The organism is Micromonospora olivasterospora (assembly GCF_007830265.1).
GTDB lineage: Bacteria > Actinomycetota > Actinomycetes > Mycobacteriales > Micromonosporaceae > Micromonospora > Micromonospora olivasterospora.
Genome location: NZ_VLKE01000001.1, coordinates 4,731,616 through 4,749,980, shown reverse-complemented (window position 1 = coordinate 4,749,980; position 18,365 = coordinate 4,731,616). Strand labels below are relative to the sequence as shown.

Sequence of the window (18,365 nt, the reverse complement as noted above, 5' to 3'; positions counted from 1 at the left end):
CTACGGCGGGCCGAAGGAGTCGAGCCATGCCGATTCCCCACACATTCACCCCAACGGATGCGGGTACCCCCGCCATAGGGTGCCCACCCGGGCACCCCCTCGACGGCGGGCGATCGGGATCGTCGGCCGCCGATATACGGGGACATGTGGCGGCGCCACCGGCCCGCCGGCATCCCCGGGAACCCGCGCCAGGTATGCCCGCGCCGCCCGACGCCTTGCCCAAGACGGCTACCTTGATCATCGACTAGCCGCCCCCCGTGAAAGGCCCCGCGCCCATGCCGTCCGGCTTCACCTTCGCGATCGTCATCGCCGTCGCCGCATTCATCGCCGCCGCCGTCGCACTCCTGAACCCGCGCCCGACGGTCCGGAAGCCCGCCTTCCTGACGGCGGCCGGCGCCCTCGCCGGGGCCCTCCTGCTCACGGCAGCGTCGAGCGCCCACTCGGTACCCATCCGCTCGGTCGGAATCGTGACCAGCTTCGGCAAGCCGACCGGTGAGGTCACCGGGTCCGGGCTGAAGTGGGTCGCGCCGTGGCAGCGGGTCGGCGAGTGGGACGCCGGGCGGCAGAAGTACGACCACATCGGCAACGACAAGTGCGTCCGGGTGCGTACCAGCACCCTCGCCGACGCGTGCGTCGAGGTGCTGGTGGAGTGGCAGGTCCGGCCCGAGAACGCCGCGCAGCAGTTCATGAACTACAAGGGCGACTTCGACAGCTTCCGCGGGCAGCGGGTCGGCGTCCAGCTCGACAGCGCCGTGAACGACGCCTTCTCCTCCTACAACCCGCTCGAGCGGATCGACGCGAAGACCGGCAACCTGAACGTCGACCTCAAGCCGTTCGCCGAGAGCATCAAGACCAACGCCAAGGGCCGGTTGGCCGAGGACGTCGACATCCTGTCGGTCACCATCACCCGGGTCAACCACGACGACAAGACCGAGGGCAACATCAAGGCGTTCCAGGACAAGCTCGCCCAGACCCGCAACCTCGAACAGGACCGCCGCAACGCCGAGATCCAGAAGCAGATCACCGAGACCAACGCCAAGGTGGACAAGGTGACCCGCTGCCTGGAGATCGCCGAGAAGAACGGCAGCACGCCGGGCCTGTGCATCAACCCGGGCATCGTCACCGGCGCCGGCAGGTGAGCGTCCGCCCACGCCCGGGTGGCCGGCGTGGGCGGCGTGGGCGGCGTGGGCGGCGTGGGCGGCGTGGGCGGCGTGGGCGGCGTGGGCAGCGTGGGCAGCGTCAGGCGGTCAGCGCGTCGAGGGCGAGGTCGACGTCCTCCTCCGTGGTGTACAGGTGGAACGAGGCGCGGACCCGCCCGGCGCGGACCGCCGCCCGGACCCCGGCCCGCTCCAGCTTCTCCCGTGCGCCGGGCACCTCGACCGTGACGATCGCGCTGTCCCCCGGCGGGCGGCCCAGCCCGGCGAGGAAACGGTTGGCCAGCGCCACGTCGTACCGGTGCACCGCCGGCACGCCGATCTCGGCGAGCAGTTCCAGGGCGGGTGCCGCCCCCACCCAGCTGAACCACGCCGGGGAGAGGTCGAACCGGCGGGCGTCGCCGGCCAGCCGCAGCGGCGGACCGTAGTAGGCGGAGTACGGGTCGTCGGCGGCGTACCAGCTCGCCGCGTCGGGGCGCAGCCGCTCCCGCAGCGCCGGCGCCAGGTAGGCGAAGGCGGTGCCGCGGGGCGCCATCAGCCACTTGTACGCCCCGACCGCCACCACGTCCGCCCGGCTCGCGTCGAACGGCAGCCAGCCGCAGGCCTGGGTCGCGTCCACCGCCACGAGCGCGTCGTGCGCGCCGGCGGCGGCCATGATCCCGTCGTGGTCGGCCACGGTGCCGTCGCCGGACTGCACCAGGCTGAACGCCACCAGGTCGGTGTCGGCGTCCACCGCGTCGGCGAGCCGGGCCAGCGGCACCGTCCGCACCTCAACGCCCCGCTCGGCCTGCACCAGCCAGGGGAAGAGGTTGGAGGTGAACTCGACCTCCGGCACCACCACCGTGGCCCCGGGCGGCAGCGCCGCCGCGACCGGGGCGAGCAACTGGGAGACGCTGCCGCCGATCGCGACGTCCGCGGCGGGCACGCCGACCAGCCCGGCGAAGGCGGACCGGGCGCGGCCGGCCGCGTCGTTCCAGCCCTCCCAGGAGGTACGCCCCACCCGCCAGTCGGCCAGCGCCTCCGTCAGCGCCGCGTACGCGGGGTCCGGCGGTAACCCGTAGCTGGCGGTGTTCAGCCAGCCCGGCTCCGGCTGCCACAGCTTCCGTGCCTGTTCCAGCTCCATGCCGTGACGCTAGGGCGCCGACGGGGTGACGGTCAGCGCCCAATTCGCCTTTGGTGGCCCCGCCGCCCCGCGGTCGGATCCCGGCGGGGCGGCGGGGCCGGCGGGTCAGGCCCGCGCGCCGGTGAGCTGCGACGGGGCGGCCTCCGGCGGGGCCGCGGACGGGTCGGCGGGACCGTGGGCGTCGTATTCGTCCAGCATGCTCGTCTCGTCGAACGGGCGCTCGCCGGCGAGCACGGCCCGGGCCTGCTCCCGGTCGAACTCCCCGGTCCAGGTGCCGACGAGCACGGTCGCCACGGCGTTGCCGGCGAAGTTGGTCAGCGCCCGGGCCTCGGACATGAACCGGTCGATGCCGACGATCAGCCCCACCCCGTCCAGCAGGTCGGGCCGGTGCGACTGGAGGCCGCCGGCCAGGGTGGCCAGGCCGGCGCCGGTCACCCCGGCGGCGCCCTTCGAAGCGATGATCATGAACACGAGCAGGCCGAGCTGCTGGCCGATCGACATCGGCCTGCCCATCGCGTCGGCGACCGGCCAGCGGGGGGGGAGGCGGTAGAGGGCGGGCAGGGCCAGCAGGTTCCGCAGCACCCGGGCCCGGCCAGCGCGGAAGTCCGGGTCCGGCACGTGCGCGTACTCCCGGCGCGGGTGGCGCCGAGCCGCGACCTGGTCCGCCTGCTCCGCGCAACGAACCTCCGCCGCCCCGCCCCGCCCCCGCCCCCGCCCCCGCCCCTAGACACTCGCCGATCTTGCACTTTGTGCCCTCAATTTGTCTCGGCTGGACCCTTTTGTCGGGGCCAAAAGTGCAAGATCGCGGGGGTAAGGGGTGGGGGTGGGGGTGGGGGTGGGGCGGGGGTGGGGGTGGGGGTGGGGGGTAGGTGAGGTGGGTTAGTTCGCGGGTCAGGTTGGATCTGGCTCGGGGGGCCCAGGTGGTGACCAGCAGACCCTGGGTGTGGTGCTGCGGTCGCTGTCCCGCGACACCGGCCGGTCCGCCACGGAGGTGGGCAGGCTCACGGCATCTCCCGGGTCACCGCCCGCCGCTACCTGGAGTACCTGGTGACCGTCGAGCGGGCGGTCCGCGCCCCCCGCTACGGCACCCCCGGGCGCCCGGAGGTGGAGTACCGCACGGCGTGACCCGCCCACCGGGGGCGGCCCTGGCCGGGACGGCCCGTCAGCTGACGTTGGCCGGGCCGAGGACGCTCTTCAGGTCGCCCATCAGGGCGGTGGTGGGCGCGACCCGGAACAGCCCCATCCGCCACGTCTCGATCTTGCCGCCGATGCGCAGCTTGACGTGTACCTCGGTGTCGCCGGGGTGCAGCACCAGGGTTTCCTTGAGCCGGTCGGCCAGGGGTGGCGTGAACCGGTTGGCCGGGATGGTGAGGCTGACGGGTTTGCTGGCCGGGTTGCTGGTGATGTCGGGCATCTGCATGTCCATCGCCATGATGCGCGGGGTGTCGTCGCGGCGGTCCACCCGTCCCTTGACCACGACGATGGCGTCCTCGGCGATGTACTGGCCGATCACCTCGTAGGTGTTGGGGAAGAACAGGGTCTCGACGCCGCCGGCGAGATCCTCCAGGGTGGCCGAGGCCCAGGCGCGGCCCTGCTTGGTGACCCGCCGCTGGACGCCGGAGAGGATGCCGGCGAGGGTGACCACCGCCCCGTCGGGGACGGTGCCCTCCTCGGAGAGGGCGGCGATGGTGCAGTCGGCCGCCGCGCCGAGGACGTGTTCCAGGCCGAACAGGGGGTGGTCGGAGACGTACAGGCCGAGCATCTCGCGTTCGAAGGCCAGCTTGTCGCGCTTGTCCCACTCGCTGTCGCCGATGGCGGGCATGACCGTCGTGGTGGTGGTCGCCTCGGTGTCGCCGAAGCCGGCGCCGAACAGGTCGTACTGGCCGACGGCCTCCTTGCGCTTGACGTCGGCGTACGCGTCGATGGCGTCGGCGTGCACGGCGAGCAGCCCCTTGCGGGGGTGGCCCATGACATCGAACGCGCCGGCCTTGATCAACGATTCGATGGTCTTCTTGTTGCAGACCACCGCGTCCACCTTCGACAGGAAGTCGTAGAAGTCGGCGTAGGCGCCCTTCTCCTCCCGGCAGCGCATGATCGAGCTGACCACGTTCGCGCCGACGTTGCGGATCGCCGCCAGGCCGAAGCGAATGTCGGCGCCGACCGGGGTGAACGGCCCGGCGGAGGTGTTCACGTCCGGCGGCAGGACCTGGATGCCCATCCGCCGGCACTCCGACAAATAGAGCGCCATCTTGTCCTTGTCGTCGCCGACGGAGGTCAGCAGCGCCGCCATGTACTCGGCCGGGTAGTGCGCCTTCAGGTACGCCGTCCAATAGGACACCAGGCCGTACGCGGCGGAGTGCGCCTTGTTGAACGCGTACCCGGCGAACGGCACCAGGACGTCCCACACGGCCTGGATCGCCTCGTCGGAGTAGCCGCGCTCGCGGCAGCCGTCCCGGAACGGCACGAACTCCTTGTCGAGGATCTCCTTCTTCTTCTTACCCATCGCCCGGCGCAGCAGGTCGGCCTGGCCAAGGCTGTAACCGGCGAGGATCTGCGCGGCGCGCTGCACCTGCTCCTGGTAGACGATCAACCCGTACGTCGGGGCGAGGATCTCCCGCAGCGGCTCCTCCAGCTCCGGGTGGATCGGGGTGATCTCCTGGAGGTTGTTCTTGCGCAGCGCGTAGTTGGTGTGCGAGTCCACACCCATCGGACCCGGCCGGTACAGGGCGAGGACGGCGGAGATGTCCTCGAAGTTGTCCGGCTTCATCAGCCGCAGCAGCGACCGCATCGGCCCGCCGTCGAGCTGGAACACCCCGAGGGTGTCACCGCGGGCCAGCAGCTCGTAGGCCGCCCTGTCGTCCAGCTCCAGGCCGAGGAGATCCAGTTCCTTGCCGTGGTTGAGCTGGATGTTCTTGACCGCGTCGTCGATGATCGTCAGGTTCCGCAGGCCGAGGAAGTCCATCTTCAACAGCCCGAGCGACTCGCACGTCGGGTAGTCGAACTGGGTGATGATCACCCCGTCGGAGTCCCGGCGCATCAGCGGAATGTGCTCGATGATCGGCTCGGCCGACATGATCACCCCGGCGGCGTGCACACCCGTCTGCCGGATCAGCCCCTCGATGCCCTTCGCGGTGTCGATCACCTTGCGCACGTCCGGGTCCGACTCGTACAGGCCCCGGATCTCACCCGCCTCCGCGTAACGCGGGTGCTTCGCGTCGAAGATCCCCGACAGCGGGATGTCCTTGCCCATCACCGCCGGCGGCATCGCCTTGGTGATCCGGTCACCGACCGCGTACGGGTAGCCCAGCACCCGCGCCGAGTCCTTGATCGCGGCCTTCGCCTTGATCGTGCCGAACGTGGCGATCTGCGCGACCTTGTCCTCGCCCCACTTGTCGGTGACGTACTTGATCACCTCACCGCGCCGACGCTCGTCGAAGTCGATGTCGACATCCGGCATCGAGACGCGCTCCGGGTTGAGGAACCGCTCGAAGATCAACCCGTGCGGGATCGGATCGAGGTCGGTAATGCCGAGGGCGTACGCCACGAGGGAGCCGGCGGCCGAGCCACGGCCCGGACCCACCGCGATGCCCTGACTCTTCGCCCACTGGATGAAGTCCGCGACCACGAGGAAGTACGACGGGAACCCCATCTGCACGATGACGCCCAGCTCGTACTCGGCCTGGACGACGTGGCCCTCCGGGATGCCGTTCGGGAACCGGCGGGCCAGCCCGGCGAACGTCTCCTTACGGAACCACGACTCCTCCGACTCCCCCTCCGGGATCGGGAACCGCGGCATCAGGTTGTGGAACGTGAACATCCCCGCCGGGTCGACCTTCTCGGCCACCAGCAGCGTGTTCCGGCAGCCCTCCAGCCACAGCTCCGAGGTGTCGACCGCCCGCATCTGCTCGGCGGACTTGATGAAATAGCCGCCGCCCTCGAAGCGGAACCGGTTGGGGTCGGCGATGTTGCTGCCGGTCTGCACGCACAGCAGCACGTCGTGCGCCTCGGCCTGCGCCTCGTGGGTGTAGTGGGAGTCGTTGGTGACCACCGGCGGGATGCCCAGCTTGCGGCCGATCTCGGTGAGCCCGTCGCGGACCCGGCGCTCGATGTCGAGGCCGTGGTCCATCAGCTCCAGGAAGTAGTTGTCCTTGCCGAAGATGTCCTGGTACGCCGAGGCGACCTTGAGCGCCTCGTCGAACTGGCCGAGCCGCAGCCGGGTCTGCACCGCGCCGGAGGGGCAGCCGGTGGTGGCCATGATGCCCTCGGCGTGCTCGGCGATCAACTCCATGTCCATCCGGGGCCACTTCACGTAGTGGCCCTCCATGGAGGCGCGCGAGTTGAGCTTGAACAGGTTGTGCAGGCCGTTCCTGTCCCGCGCCCACATCGTCATGTGGGTGATCGCACCGTTGCCGGAGACGTCGTCGCTCTTCTGCTCCGGCCGGCCCCACTTCACCCGCTGCTTGTGGAAGCGCGACTCCGGCGCCACGTACGCCTCGACGCCCAGGATCGGGGTAATCCCGGCGGCCATGGCCTGCTTGTAGAAGTCGTTCGCGCCGTGCATGTTGCCGTGGTCGGTCATCGCCACCGCCGGCATGCCGAGCCGGCTGGCCTCGGCGAAGAGGTCCTTGAGCCGGGCGGCCCCGTCGAGCATCGAGTACTCGGTGTGCACGTGCAGATGCGCGAACGATTCGCCCATGCAGAGCCCCCCCGGGTCGAAATCATGGTCGGCCGGAACCGGCCGGGCACCACCCTACCGAGGTCACCGGGGCGGCTCCACCGGCGCGCCGAGGTGTGGTGCGCCTCGCCGCGGACGCCCGCGTTCGGGACCGTTCCGCACGCCCGTTCCGCGGCTGCGGACAGTGCGTACGTCCCTACGGTGTGCCGGTCCCGGCGGCGGACCGACGCCGCCACCTCCACCGGAAAGGCCCTCCAGGACACCACCTCTGCGGGTCCGGCGCGGCGGACGCTGGCGGCTGCTGCGCCGCGCGTCCGGCGCCGCGCTGGCAGCCGTGCTCACCGTCGCCATGCCGGCCCTGGCCCGGCCGGCGACGGCCGCCCCGACCCCCACCGGAAACCTGATCATCAACGGCACCTTCGACAACGGCAGCACCGAGCCCTGGTGGACGCGGCTGGCCGAGACGCGCACCACCGTGCAGTCGGGCCAGCTGCGCATCCAGACGGCCGGCCGCGCCGTCCGCACGTACGACGACCTCGTCGGGCACTTCGAGTTCGGGGTGACCGCCGGCCAGCGGTACCGGCTCCGGTTCGCTATATTCTTGCTTTCGGTGCTTCTTCACCATCCAATGGAAGTGCAGAGAGGAACCGCAGAGGGAACAGTCAACCTCACCGGAAAGCAGGGCATCGGGAGCGCTCCGGCATTTGGGCTTCTTGCTGCCATCGATCGTGTCCTGAAGCGCTGACCAGTCCTCTTTGGAGATCAGCGCCTCACCACGGAGCACCGGCTTACCCTCGTTGTCACGGACAATCTTTCGGTTATCGGTGAGGTAGCCGAGAAGGACAGGATTCGTGAGCATGCGCCGAAGAGTGGTGTCCGTCCAAAGCTGCGCCGGTAGAGGCTCGCCCGTTTCCTTGTCCACGCGCGGCTTTCCCGTGTCCCGCATGGCGGCATGGTCCCTAGGCGACGGCACACCTCGGACGTTCAGGTCTCTAGACGAGTGATAACCACGGTGGCCTGTGTGGATGGGACACAGGTGCGGTGAACGGACGAGGGCCTCCATGATCGACGTTGCTACGCAACTATGACCATGGAGGCCATGTGCACGTCGATCTGGAGACCCTCGCTACCGCACTGTACGTGAAGATCGATGACGAGTTGAAAGCCCGCCCTGATCTACGTCCGGCCCGCCCGGTGACCGGGTTCACCCCAGTGCTGTCGGACGCCGAACTGATCACCATGGCGGTCATGCAGTCGCTGCTGAACATCCGCTCCGAACGCCGGTGGGTCCGCTACCTGGCGAAGAACCTACGCGCGTTGTTCCCGGTCCAGCTGTCCCAGCCCGGCTACAACAAGCGACTGCGGGCCGCCCTGCCGCTGATCCAGCACTTCATCCGAGCGTTGGCCTTCGACACCGATTTCTGGTTCGACAACCACTGGATCCTGGACTCCACCCCGGTCGAGTGCGGCCGGTCGAGGCCCACCGTGCAACGCTCGGACGCCGCCGGCTGGGCCACCTACGGCTACTGCGCGTCACACTCACGGTTCTTCTGGGGACTGCGCCTGTACCTGATCTGCACCCCGACCGGCCTGCCCATCATGTGGGCCCTGGCTGATGCGAAGATCGGCGAACGCGAGGTCGTGGAGTACATGCTCGACCGCGAGCCCGCCCTGCTCGCCGGCCGGCCCGGACTGCTACTGATCACCGACAAGGGCTTCGCCGCGAAACGCTTCGAGCAGGACCTGGCCGACCGCGGTGTCACCCTGCTACGACCCAACCGCAAGAAGGAGAAGCAACGCCCCGGCCAGGGCCTCCTGAAGGCCGTCCGCCAACTGATCGAGTCGGTCAACGACACTCTCAAGGGCCAACTCGACCTGGAACTACACGGCGGCCGTACCTTCGAAGGCATCGCGACCCGCGTTGCTCAACGCCTGCTCGCCCTGACCGCCGCCATCTGGCACAACCACAAGACCGGCCAGCCCGTCACCCGCAGCCTCATCGCCTACGACCACTGAACGCGCAGCAAACTCCGGTTATCAGTCGTCTAGCGATGCTGGCGATGCTGTCACCAGCGATCACCCGGCGGACCGCTTCCCGCAGGATCGACGCACTCACCGGATCGTGCTCAAGCTCCAGCGGACCACGCAGCGCGCGCTGATACCCGTACGGAGTCAGCCCGCCGGTTGAACGCTTCTCCCGCCGCATCCGCTTGACTCGCGCCTGGCTACGCGACTTCATCCGATCCAGCTCGCTACGAGCCTGTTCAGCCTTGATCAAGAAGTTCAGGCGGAAGCCTTCACCGTCTGCGGAGTCGAGCCGATCGTCGTAGCCGATGAGCCGGACCTCTCGGCGGACCTTCCGACCCGTGTCAGGGTCCTTGCCCTCAATCACGTCCAGGATCGTCGCTGCGACGCTCAAGCCCTCACGGGACAGCCGGTCTACGTGCCACGCCACCAGGACGTCAGCGCGACCCTCAACGGCGTCAGCGAGCCATGCCAGGAACTCTGGCCGGTCACGGATGCTGCCTGACTTCCCGTCATCGACGTGAAGTGCCACCTCGGTGAACCCACGAGCAGCACAAAGCGCCCGAAGATCGTCAATCATGCCCTGCTTGGACAGGTTGCGATCATCGGACGCCTTGGACAGCCGGACGTACAGGCTTGCGCGCAGCCCGCGCAGCCCGCGCAGCCCGCGCAGCCCGCGCAGCCCGCGCAGCCCGCGCAGCCCGCGCAGCCCGCGCAGCCCGCGCAGCAGCTCGGCAGCAGACATGCTGCGCAGACCAGACAGGATCAGGTCGTTTGTGCAAGGATCTCGTCGCTGACGTCGAAGTTCGCGTAGACGTTCTGCACGTCGTCGCAGTCCTCCAGGACGTCGATCAGCTTGAAGATCTTGCGTGCGCCGTCCTCGTCCAGCGGCACGTTCACGCTGGGAATGAGGGAGGACTCGGCGGACTCGTACTCGATGCCGGCGTCCTGCAGGGCGGTGCGGACGGCGACGAGGTCGCCCGGCTCGGAGACCACCTCGTACGCCTCGCCGAGATCGTTGACCTCCTCGGCCCCGGCGTCGAGGACGGCCAGCATCACGTCGTCCTCGGTCGTGCCGCCCTTGGGCACGATCACGACGCCCTTGCGGGAGAACATGTACGACACCGAGCCGGCGTCGGCGAACGAGCCGCCGTTGCGGGTCAGCGCGGTGCGCACCTCGGTGGCGGCGCGGTTGCGGTTGTCGGTCAGGCACTCGATGAGCAGCGCCACGCCGTTCGGGCCGTACCCCTCGTACATGATCGTCTGGTAGTCGGCGCCGCCGGCCTCCAGGCCGGAGCCGCGCTTGACCGCCCGGTCGATGTTGTCGTTGGGGACCGAGTTCTTCTTCGCCTTCTGGATGGCGTCGTAGAGCGTCGGGTTGCCGGCCGGGTCGCCGCCGCCGGTGCGGGCCGCGACCTCGACGTTCTTGATCAGCTTGGCGAACATCTTGCCGCGCTTGGCGTCGATCACGGCCTTCTTGTGCTTGGTGGTCGCCCACTTAGAGTGGCCGGACATCTCCTACCTCCGTCTGTTGATCACGCCTGCGTCGACTGCCCGCGCCAGATCCACCTCTCCACCGGCGAACGCGATGGGCCGGTCGGTCGTTCCGTGGAAGGCCGCGGCGGGCGCTGGGCCCTGCCGAACCGCGGCAATCCTACCGAGGCGACGCGGGTCGGCGTCACACCCGTCACCCGGCACGTCCCGCACGCGGCGCGTCTCCCTGGTACGGAGGGGCCGCGCCGCCGCTCAGGCGGCGCGGACCAGGTCCACGAAGTACCGGTGCAGCCGCAGGTCGGCGGTCAGCTCCGGGTGGAAGGAGGTGGCCAGGAGGTTGCCCTGCCGGACCGCGACGATCCGCCCGGCGGCCGGGCCGTCGGTCACCTCGCCGAGGACCTCCACCCCGGCGCCGACCCGCTCGACCCACGGCGCCCGGATGAAGACCGCGTGGAACGGCTCGCCCTCGACTCCGGCTATCGCCACCGGGGCCTCGAAGGAGTCGACCTGCCGGCCGAACGCGTTGCGCCGGACGGTCATCTCGATGCCGGCGAAGCCGCGCTGGTCGGGACGGCCGTCGAGCACCTCGGTGGCCAGCATGATCATGCCGGCGCAGGAGCCGTAGACCGGCATCCCGGCGGCGATCCGCTTGTCGATCGGCTCGCGCATCTCGAAGATGTCGGCCAGCTTGCTGATCGTGGTGGACTCGCCACCGGGGATGACCAGCCCGTCGACCGCGTCCAGCTCCTCGGGCCGGCGGACCGGGCGGGCGTCGGCGCCGGCGCCGGTCAGGGCCGCGACGTGCTCGCGGACGTCACCCTGGAGCGCGAGCACGCCGATGGCGGGTGCCGTCACGTTTGTCACCTCTCGAAGCTCTGTCTGTTTCCGGGAGGGGCCCCGACGTCGGCCGGGGCCCTCCGCCACGTCACCAGCCGCGCTCGGCCAGGCGGTGCGGCTGCGGGATCTCGTCGACGTTGATGCCGACCATCGCCTCGCCGAGGCCCCGGGAGACCTTGGCCAGCACGTCCGGGTCGTCGTGGAAGGTGGTGGCCTTGACGATCGCGGCGGCCCGCTGGGCCGGGTTGCCGGACTTGAAGATGCCGGAGCCGACGAAGACACCCTCGGCGCCCAGCTGCATCATCATCGCGGCGTCGGCCGGGGTGGCGATGCCGCCGGCGGTGAACAGCACCACGGGGAGCTTGCCGGTCTCGGCGATCTCCTTGACCAGCTCGTACGGCGCCTGGAGCTCCTTGGCCGCGACGAACAGCTCGTCCTCGGGCAGCGACTGCAGGCGCCGGATCTCCTGGCGGATCTTCCGCATGTGCGTGGTCGCGTTGGAGACGTCGCCGGTGCCGGCCTCGCCCTTGGAGCGGATCATCGCCGCGCCCTCGGTGATCCGGCGCAGCGCCTCGCCCAGGTTGGTCGCCCCGCAGACGAAGGGGACGGTGAACGCCCACTTGTCGATGTGGTTGGCGTAGTCGGCGGGGGTCAGCACCTCGGACTCGTCGATGTAGTCGACGCCGAGCGACTGGAGGATCTGCGCCTCGACGAAGTGGCCGATCCGGGCCTTGGCCATCACCGGGATGGAGACGGCGTTGATGATGCCGTCGATCATGTCCGGGTCGCTCATCCGGGAGACGCCGCCCTGGGCGCGGATGTCGGCGGGCACCCGCTCCAGCGCCATCACGGCGACGGCGCCGGCGTCCTCGGCGATCTTGGCCTGCTCGGGGGTGACCACGTCCATGATCACGCCACCCTTGAGCATCTCGGCCATGCCGCGCTTGACGCGGGCGGTGCCGACGACGGGGGTGGCACTGGCGTTCTGGGGGGTGGTTTCGGGCACGGTTAATCGCTCCTCGGCGTGCTCGGGGCTGGCTCGTTCGAATGTTACGACGGGGTCAACGCGTCGCCGACAGCCAATCAGACCCACGGTGGCCTGTTCTGTGGCCGTCCTCACCCCCCCCCGGCGGCCTGGCTCAGGCCGGGACGTCCGCGGGCAGTTCCAGGGTGGGATCGTCGATGTCGAAGTAGCGCGGCCACGGGTGCCGGCGTCCCATCCGCAACAGGCGCACCAGGCGCCGGCCGCGAGCCGCGCGGGCGTCCCGGACCAGGTCGGTGTGCACCTGGCGGGCCAGCGCCAGGCGGCGGCTCGCGGCGATCACCGCGGCGCAGTCCGCCTCCGCCGGGTCCAGCGGCACGGCGCGCAGCTGCCGGGTGAGGTCGTTCTCGGCCGCCTCCCGCTCCTCCGGCTCGGCGTCCAGGGCGATGCGGGCCGCCGCGTACAGCTCCACGCCGTAGCGCCGCTCGGCCAGCACCGCGGCGGCCGCCGCCCGGCGCAGCAGGTGCGCGTCGAGGGCCCGGGCCGCGGACTCCACCCGGACGCGCAGCCGCTCGACCCGGCCGGCCGTCCAGACCAGGTACGCCACGACCAGCCCGACGACCAGGGTCGTGCCCCCCACCCACCACATGCCCGGCATCGTAGTGCTGTCCCCTCTCACCCGACCGGCGCGGCGGCTCCGCGCAACGGCCCCGGGGCGCGGCCCACGCCGGCCTCCCCCGCCACGGCGGTCACCGGCTCACTCCGGCACACCGGCCACGGCGGTCACATCGGTCCCGGCGGTCACTCCGGCCGGCCCAGCTCCGCCCACTCCTGGTCGATGACCCGCCCGTCGGTCGCCTCGATCGCCGCCGCGTACACCTCCAGCACCCGGCGGGCGACCACCGGCCAGTCGAACTGCGCCACCACCTGGTCGCCGCAGGCGGTCAACTCGGCCCGCCGCCCCGGGTCGTCCAACAACTCGGCCAGGGCCTCGCGCAGGGCCGCCGCGTCGCCCGTGGCGAACAGCCGCCCGGCCCGGCCGCCGTCGAGCACCCGGCGGAACGCGTCCAGGTCGCTGGCCACGACCGTGGTGCCGGCGGCCAGCGCCTCGGTGAGGATCATGCCGAAGGACTCGCCGCCGGTGTTCGGGGCGACGTACAGGTGCACGCTGCGCAGCATGCGCGCCTTGTCCTCCTCCGGCACCAGGCCGAGGAACGTGACCCGGTCGCGCAGATCGGCCGGGAACTGGTCGAACAGGTCGTCCGGGTCGCCCGGCCCGGCCACCAGCAGCCGCAGCCCGGGACGGCGGCGGGCCAGGTCGACGAAGGCGTCCCGCAGGACGGGGAAGCCCTTGCGGGGCTCGGTGAACCGGCCGAGGAAGCCGACCGAGCCGCCCTCGCCGGGCCCGCACTCCCCCGGCCAGCCGGGCAACGGCGCCGCCCCGGTGAACTTGGCGACCGTCACGCCGTTGGGGATCTCCACCGCGCCGCCGTCCAGGTGCTCGACCTGCACCTTGCGGGCCAGCGCGCTGACGGCGATCCGGGCGGTGATGCGCTCCAGCACGATCTGGAGCGCGCCCTGCGCGGCGGCGAGCATCCGGGACCGGGTGATCGCCGTGTGGAAGGTCGCCACCACCGGGCCCCGGGCGGAGAGCACGGCGAGCATCGACAGGCTCAGCGTCAGCGGCTCGTGCACGTGCAGCACGTCGAAGTCGCCCCGGGTGAGCCAGCGGCGCACCCGGGCGGTGGAGACCGGGCCGAACGCGATGCGCGCCACCGACCCGTTGTACGGCAGCGGCACGGCCCGGCCCGCGGGCACCACGTACGGCGGCAGCGGGGCGTCCTCGTCGGCGGGGGCGAGCACGCTCACCTCGTGCCCGAGCCCGATCAGCGCCTCGGCCAGGTCCGTGACGTGGTTCTGGACCCCGCCGGGCACGTCGAACGAGTACGGGCACACGATGCCGATCCGCACGTCAGAACCGGCCCTCGTCCGCGGGGCGCCACCGCGCCGCACTCCTCGCGCCCACCACGCCTCCCCGCCTCAGACCGTTCCGTCTGCGGCCGGTGGCGCGGGAACGGGCGCGGCCCCCACGTCGCCCGCGCCGCGCTGATCCAGCCACATCCGCTGCAACATGTGCCAGTCCTCCGGATGTCGGGCGATGCCGGCCGCCAGGGTGTCCGCGAGCCGCTGGGTCAGCGCCCGGACCCGCTGGTCCAGCGGCGCGTCGGCCGCGCCGGGCAGGACCAGCGGCCCTTCGAGCGCGCCGCACGCGGCGTCCGGCTCGTACCACATGTGGGCGACGTAGAGCGGGGCGCCGGTGTGCAGGGCGAGCAGGGCCGGGCCGGGGGGCATCCGGGTGCGCGCGCCGAAGAAGTCGACCTCCACGCCCCGGGCGGAGAGGTCCCGGTCGGCCAGCAGCGGCACCACCGTGCCGGCCCGCAGCCGGTCCACCAGCACGTCGAACGCGGGCCGTGCACCACCGGAGGTGGGCAGGATCTCCATGCCCAGGCTCCGGCGGAAGGCCAGGAAGCGCTGGTAGACGCCCTCCGGCTTGAGCCGCTCGGCGACGGTGGTGATCGGCCAGCCGGTGGCCGCCACCCAGGCGCCGGCGGCGTCCCAGTTGCCGGCGTGCGGCAGCGCCACGACGGCTCCCCGGCCGGCGGCGACGTCGGCGCCGAGCGACTCGACCCCCGCCGGGTCGAGCCGGAACCCGGTGAGGATCTGCTCCCGACTCAGCGCCGGCAGCCGGAACGCCTCCATCCAGTACCGGGCGTACGAGCGCAGGCCCCGCCGGAGCAGGTCGTCCAGCTCGGCCTCGGGCAGCCCGGGGCCGACCACCCGGCGCAGGTTGGCGCGCAGCCGGGCCGTACCCGCCCCGCCGGAGCGGTGGGCGCGGTCGGCGCCCACGCGGAAGGCCGCGGCGGCCACGGGCCGGGGCAGCGCGCGGACCAGGCGCCAGCCGGCGACGTAGCCGAGCTCGGTGAGGTTCACCCCGGCTGCCCGCTCGGGGTGACCTCGCGCGCCTGCCGGTACACGTGCCGTATCCGCTGGCCCACGGTGAAGACCGAGACGGCGGCCAGCAGCCAGAGCGCGATCTGGAGGGCGTACGGGACGCCGAGGCCGGTGAGCAGCCCGCCGACGCCGACGATGAGCAGCCGCTCGGTGCGCTCGGCGATGCCCACGTTGCAGGTCATCCCGAGCCCCTCGGCGCGGGCCTTGACGTAGGAGACCAGGCCCCCGGCGGCCAGGCAGAGCAGCGCGGCGGCGACGCCGGCGTGGTCGCCCTGGGTGGCCAGCCAGTACGCGACCGCGCCGAAGACGGCGCTGTCGGCGACCCGGTCCATGCTCGAGTCGAGGAACGCGCCGAACCGGGTGGACCCGCCGCTCATCCGGGCCATCGTCCCGTCGAGCAGGTCGGTGAGCGCGAAGACCGTCACGAAGAGGGCGCCGGCGACCAGGTGCCCGCGGGCACCGAGGCCGAGCGCGCCGACGAGCACCCCGAGGGTGCCCGCCACGGTGACCGCGTTGGGAGACACGCCCGCGCGAAGCAGGCCGCGCGCGATCGGCTCGACGACGCGGGTCATCCCCGCGCGGGCCGACACTTGGAAGATCTTCGCCATGGCGGTCCCCACGATAACGGCCGACCCCGGCGGCGGCACGCCCCGGGCGTCGCGCCGCCCCGAAGTCTTGTGCGGCGCCGGCAACCGGTGTGAGATCGAGCATGGGGGTGAGGCAGCTCACCTGTCCGCCCGTCCCGTACCCGCTGTCCACCAGATCACCGGAGGATATCGCCGCGGAACCCGCCCGGGCCGCTCCCCCGTCGCGCGCGGCGGTCGCCACCAAACACCGGCTGAGGGAGGTGCGCCCCATGGCGCAGAAGAGTGAGAAGGGTGTCACCGGCGGCGCGCCGGTGGTGACCGAGCCCGGCAGGGTTCGCAACGTGGTGCTCGTCGGGCACTCCGGTGCGGGCAAGACGACCCTGGTGGAGGCGCTGCTCGCGGCCAGCGGCACCATCGGCCGGGCCGGCACGGTCACCGACGGCACCACGGTCTGCGACCACGACCCGGCGGCCGTCCGCCAGCAGCGGTCGGTGAGCCTGGCCTGCGCCCCGCTGCTGCACCGGGACGTGAAGATCAACCTGTTGGACACCCCGGGCTACGCCGACTTCGTCGGCGAACTGCGCGCCGGTCTGCGGGCCGCCGACGCCGCGCTCTTCGTGGTCTCTGCCGCCGGCGGGATGGACGCCGCCACCGTCGCCCTCTGGGAGGAGTGCGCCGCGGTGGAGATGCCCCGGGCGGTCGCGGTGACCCGGCTGGACCACCCGCGCGCCGACTTCGACGAGACCGTGGCGCTGTGCCAGCGCGTCTTCGGTGACAACGTGCTGCCGCTGTACCTGCCCATGCTGGACGACGAGGGCGAGTCCGTGGCCGGCCTGCTCGGCCTGGTCACCCGCCGGGTCTTCGACTACACCGCCGGCCTGCCGGCGCAGGTCCGCGAGCCGGACCCGGAGCACCTGCCGGCCATCGCCGAGGCCCGCGACGAGCTGATCGAGGGGATCATCGCCGAGAGCGAGGACGAGTCCCTCATGGACCGCTACCTCGCCGGCGAGGAGATCGACACCGAGGTGCTGATCGCCGACCTGGAGAAGGCGGTCGCCCGGGGGCACTTCTACCCGGTCGTCCCCGTCTCCGTCGACACCGGCGTGGGCCTGGACGCGCTGCTGGACGGGCTGGTCGCCGCGTTCCCGTCGCCGCCGGAGCACGAGCTGCCCGCCGTGACCGGGCTGGACGGCTCGCCCCGGCCGCCGCTGACCTGCGACCCGGACGGCCCGCTCGTCGCCGAGGTGGTCAAGACGACGGTCGACCGGCACGTCGGGCGGGTCTCGCTGGTCCGGGTCTTCTCCGGCACGCTGCGCCCGGAGCACACCGTCCACGTCGCCGGGCACGGCATGACCGAGCGCGGGCACCCCGACCACGACGCCGACGAGCGGGTCGGGCACCTCTACAGCCCGCTCGGGGCGGCCCTGCGCGAGGTGCCCCTGTGCGTGGCCGGCGACATCTGCGCGATCACCAAGTCGGGCAGCGCGGAGACCGGCGACACGATCTCCGCCAAGGACGACCCGTTGCTGGTGGCGCCGTGGGACATGCCGGAGCCGCTGCTGCCGGTGGCGATCGTCGCGCGCAGCCGGGCCGACGAGGACGCCCTGGCCCGCAACCTGGCCCGGCTGGTGGCGGGCGACCCGACGCTGCGGCTGGAGCGCAACCCGGAGACCCACCAGCTGGTGCTGTGGACGATGGGCGAGGCGCACGCGGACGTGGTGCTCGACCGGCTGCGCGGCGGCGGTGTCGAGCTGGACACCGAGCCGGTGCGGGTGGCGTGCCGGGAGACCCTCACCGCGCCCGCGAAGGGGCACGGCCGGCACGTCAAGCAGTCCGGGGGCCACGGCCAGTACGCGATCTGCGACATCGAGGTGGAGCCGCTGCCCCGGGGCGGCGGCTTCGAGTTCGTCGACCGGGTGGTGGGCGGCGCGGTGCCGCACAACTACATCCCGTCGGTGGAGAAGGGCGTGCGGGCCCAGATGGAGCGCGGCCTCGTCGCCGGCCACCCGGTGGTGGACCTGCGGGTCACCCTGTCCGACGGCAAGGCGCACAGCGTGGACTCCTCCGACGCGGCGTTCCAGACGGCCGGGGCGCTGGCGTTGCGCGACGCCGCCGAGCGGGGCCAGCCGGCCCTGCTGGAGCCGGTGGACGAGGTGGTCGTCCGGGTGCCCGACTCCGCCGTCGGCGCGGTCATGGGCGACCTGTCCGGCCGGCGCGGCCGGGTGCTCGGCACCGAGCCCGACCCGGACGCGGACGGCCGCACCCTGGTCCGCGCCGAGGTGCCCGCCACCGAACTGCTCCGGTACGCCGTCGAGCTGCGCTCGATGACCTCGGGCACCGGCACGTTCCGCCGCGCCTTCGCCCGCTACGAGCCGATGCCCGCCCACCTGGCCGAGCAGGTGCGCAAGGAGCACAGCGGCGCCTCCTGAGCCTGCAGGTCAGGCGATCATGGGCGGTTCAGGCGACGTTGGCTTGG

15 protein-coding genes and 1 pseudogene are annotated in these 18,365 nt (G+C 71.9%); 4 read left to right on the top strand and 12 right to left on the bottom strand.

Going from position 1 to position 18,365, the window contains the following annotated elements:
• The first annotated feature begins 257 nt into the window (after positions 1 to 257).
• Positions 258 to 1,139 carry an SPFH domain-containing protein gene (locus JD77_RS22025; RefSeq protein WP_246140830.1) on the top strand — a complete coding sequence of 294 codons (882 nt, stop codon included), beginning with the start codon at positions 258 to 260 and terminating at the stop codon, positions 1,137 to 1,139.
• A 100-nt stretch (positions 1,140 to 1,239) separates the two neighbouring features.
• Here the strand turns inward: JD77_RS22025 and JD77_RS22020 are convergent, their stop codons facing one another.
• The 3 genes from JD77_RS22020 to dnaE all read right to left on the bottom strand — a co-directional run bounded on the left by JD77_RS22020 (position 1,240) and on the right by dnaE (position 6,973).
• The gene (locus JD77_RS22020) at positions 1,240 to 2,277 is read right to left on the bottom strand and encodes an aminotransferase class V-fold PLP-dependent enzyme (RefSeq protein WP_145775986.1); all 1,038 of its coding nucleotides are present in this window, start codon (positions 2,275 to 2,277) and stop codon (positions 1,240 to 1,242) included.
• Positions 2,278 to 2,382: 105 nt separating this feature from the next.
• Positions 2,383 to 2,895 carry a cation:dicarboxylate symporter family transporter gene (locus JD77_RS22015; RefSeq protein ID WP_387228289.1) on the bottom strand — a complete coding sequence of 171 codons (513 nt, stop codon included), beginning with the start codon at positions 2,893 to 2,895 and terminating at the stop codon, positions 2,383 to 2,385.
• 544 nt (positions 2,896 to 3,439) lie between these two features.
• Positions 3,440 to 6,973, bottom strand: a complete 3,534-nt coding sequence (dnaE, locus tag JD77_RS22010) for a DNA polymerase III subunit alpha (protein ID WP_145775985.1) — start codon at positions 6,971 to 6,973, stop codon at positions 3,440 to 3,442.
• Positions 6,974 to 7,286: 313 nt separating this feature from the next.
• On the opposite strand from dnaE, the gene JD77_RS32295 reads away from it, so the two are divergent.
• Complete coding sequence (locus JD77_RS32295) at positions 7,287 to 7,697, top strand: carbohydrate binding domain-containing protein (RefSeq protein WP_170286509.1); 411 nt, start codon at positions 7,287 to 7,289, stop codon at positions 7,695 to 7,697.
• Between the two features lie 36 nt (positions 7,698 to 7,733).
• Here JD77_RS32295 and JD77_RS35580 read toward each other — a convergent pair.
• Positions 7,734 to 7,898 (bottom strand): annotated as a pseudogene (locus tag JD77_RS35580) (recombinase family protein); the annotation flags it as partial.
• A gap of 155 nt (positions 7,899 to 8,053) precedes the next feature.
• On the opposite strand from JD77_RS35580, the gene JD77_RS21995 reads away from it, so the two are divergent.
• Positions 8,054 to 8,968, top strand: coding sequence for an IS982 family transposase (locus tag JD77_RS21995; RefSeq protein WP_145775322.1), 915 nt, complete (start codon positions 8,054 to 8,056; stop codon positions 8,966 to 8,968).
• Here the strand turns inward: JD77_RS21995 and JD77_RS21990 are convergent.
• The 8 genes from JD77_RS21990 to pgsA all read right to left on the bottom strand — a co-directional run bounded on the left by JD77_RS21990 (position 8,949) and on the right by pgsA (position 15,910).
• On the bottom strand, positions 8,949 to 9,722 hold the full coding sequence (locus JD77_RS21990) for a recombinase family protein (RefSeq protein ID WP_145775983.1): 774 nt from the start codon (positions 9,720 to 9,722) through the stop codon (positions 8,949 to 8,951). The two genes, JD77_RS21995 and JD77_RS21990, sit on opposite strands and share 20 nt — an antisense overlap.
• 20 nt (positions 9,723 to 9,742) lie before the next feature.
• A complete protein-coding gene (locus tag JD77_RS21985) occupies positions 9,743 to 10,492 on the bottom strand; it encodes a YebC/PmpR family DNA-binding transcriptional regulator (protein WP_145775982.1) in 750 nt (249 codons plus the stop codon).
• Between the two features lie 231 nt (positions 10,493 to 10,723).
• The gene (gene pdxT, locus JD77_RS21980) at positions 10,724 to 11,326 is read right to left on the bottom strand and encodes a pyridoxal 5'-phosphate synthase glutaminase subunit PdxT (protein WP_145775981.1); all 603 of its coding nucleotides are present in this window, start codon (positions 11,324 to 11,326) and stop codon (positions 10,724 to 10,726) included.
• Positions 11,327 to 11,396: 70 nt separating this feature from the next.
• The gene (gene pdxS / locus JD77_RS21975; RefSeq protein WP_145775980.1) at positions 11,397 to 12,314 is read right to left on the bottom strand and encodes a pyridoxal 5'-phosphate synthase lyase subunit PdxS; all 918 of its coding nucleotides are present in this window, start codon (positions 12,312 to 12,314) and stop codon (positions 11,397 to 11,399) included.
• Between the two features lie 133 nt (positions 12,315 to 12,447).
• Positions 12,448 to 12,948 (bottom strand): hypothetical protein, encoded by a 501-nt coding sequence (locus JD77_RS21970; RefSeq protein WP_145775979.1) that lies wholly within the window; start codon positions 12,946 to 12,948, stop codon positions 12,448 to 12,450.
• Between the two features lie 143 nt (positions 12,949 to 13,091).
• The gene (locus JD77_RS21965) at positions 13,092 to 14,261 is read right to left on the bottom strand and encodes a glycosyltransferase family 4 protein (protein WP_145775978.1); all 1,170 of its coding nucleotides are present in this window, start codon (positions 14,259 to 14,261) and stop codon (positions 13,092 to 13,094) included.
• A gap of 69 nt (positions 14,262 to 14,330) precedes the next feature.
• A complete protein-coding gene (locus JD77_RS21960; protein WP_145775977.1) occupies positions 14,331 to 15,281 on the bottom strand; it encodes a phosphatidylinositol mannoside acyltransferase in 951 nt (316 codons plus the stop codon).
• Entirely contained in the window at positions 15,278 to 15,910 is a 633-nt protein-coding gene (pgsA, locus tag JD77_RS21955) for a phosphatidylinositol phosphate synthase (protein ID WP_145775976.1), read from the bottom strand. Before pgsA ends, JD77_RS21960 begins: the two co-directional genes overlap by 4 nt.
• A gap of 248 nt (positions 15,911 to 16,158) precedes the next feature.
• Here pgsA and JD77_RS21950 point away from each other — a divergent pair, with 248 nt between their 5' ends.
• Complete coding sequence (locus JD77_RS21950) at positions 16,159 to 18,318, top strand: elongation factor G-like protein EF-G2 (protein ID WP_145775975.1); 2,160 nt, start codon at positions 16,159 to 16,161, stop codon at positions 18,316 to 18,318.
• Positions 18,319 to 18,365: the final 47 nt, after the last annotated feature.